Annotated in this window: 1 protein-coding gene and 1 pseudogene; both read right to left on the bottom strand. The window is 44.5% G+C overall.

The features are described from left to right. The coding region (locus tag A3735_RS26265; RefSeq protein WP_197486063.1) for a ScpA family protein at positions 1 to 613 on the bottom strand (613 nt) is incomplete at its 3' end. A 26-nt stretch (positions 614 to 639) separates the two neighbouring features. Next, a pseudogene (locus tag A3735_RS26260) lies at positions 640 to 1119 on the bottom strand (tryptophan--tRNA ligase); the annotation flags it as partial.

Here is a 1119-nt window from a genome sequence, read left to right as displayed (position 1 = left end):
AGATAATTGTCATCCTCTCTCTAGTTGAGAGCTTCTCTTTTTCAATATGGTGGCTTACAAACATATCAGAGCGTTGCAGAACAGAATTAAGTGCCTGAATTAACTCATTTAGCGAGACATCAGGATGTATCTTTCCGTCAGAACTGGTTTCTGCTTTGATATGAACAGGAACTATTTCTCTATCAACGCGTGGTAACTCATCCAAATCTTCAGCTGCTTTCTTGAAGCGTTCATATTGCTGAAGGCGACGAATCAATTCAGCACGTGGGTCTTCTTCTTCGTCATCTTCATGCGAAATTTTAGGCAATAACATTCGAGATTTGATCTCGGCCAACATCGCAGCCATGAGTAGGTACTCAGCAGCCAGCTCGAACTTCATCTTTTTCGCAACTTGAATATATTCGATGTACTGACGCGTTATCTCACTCACATCAACTGCCAGAATATCCATATTTTGGCGTCGTATCAAATACAGGAGCAGATCTAGCGGGCCTTCAAAGGCTTCGAGAATAACCGATAAAGCATCGGGGGGAATATAGAGGTCTTGAGGGACATCCCTTACAACTTTACCTTCGACAATTGCCAAAGGTAATTCTTGTTGCACAGCTGACATACTCAAGCCCCCTATCTTCTAGCACTTTACGCGCCGAAAGATAAACCCATTACACGTCGAACTTCCTGAAGCGTTCCCTTTGCTGCGTCACGCGCGCGCTCGGCACCTTCAGATAAAATACTACGCACTAATTCTGGGTTCTCTTCATACTGGCGAGCACGTTCACGAATTGGGCGCTGCTCTTCAAGCACTTTTTCAATTATTGGGTTCTTACATTCCAAACAACCAATGCCTGCACTGGTGCAACCTTCACGAACCCAGCATTTAGTACTTTCGTCGGAATAAACATCATGCAACTTCCACACAGGGCACTTATCTGGATCACCCGGATCAGATAAGCGTACACGTTGTGGGTCTGTCTGCATGGTTCGTATTTTTTGAGTAACCGAATCCGGATCCTCACGTAAGCCAATAGTATTGCCGTAAGATTTGGACATTTTCTGACCATCTAAACCTGGCATCTTCGATGCTTCAGTCAATAATGGCTGAGGCTCAGGTAGAATCAC

It is taken from the genome of Oleiphilus sp. HI0061, assembly GCF_001635675.1.
Note: the sequence above shows the minus strand (reverse complement) of the source record. Positions and strands in the feature narration are given on the sequence as shown.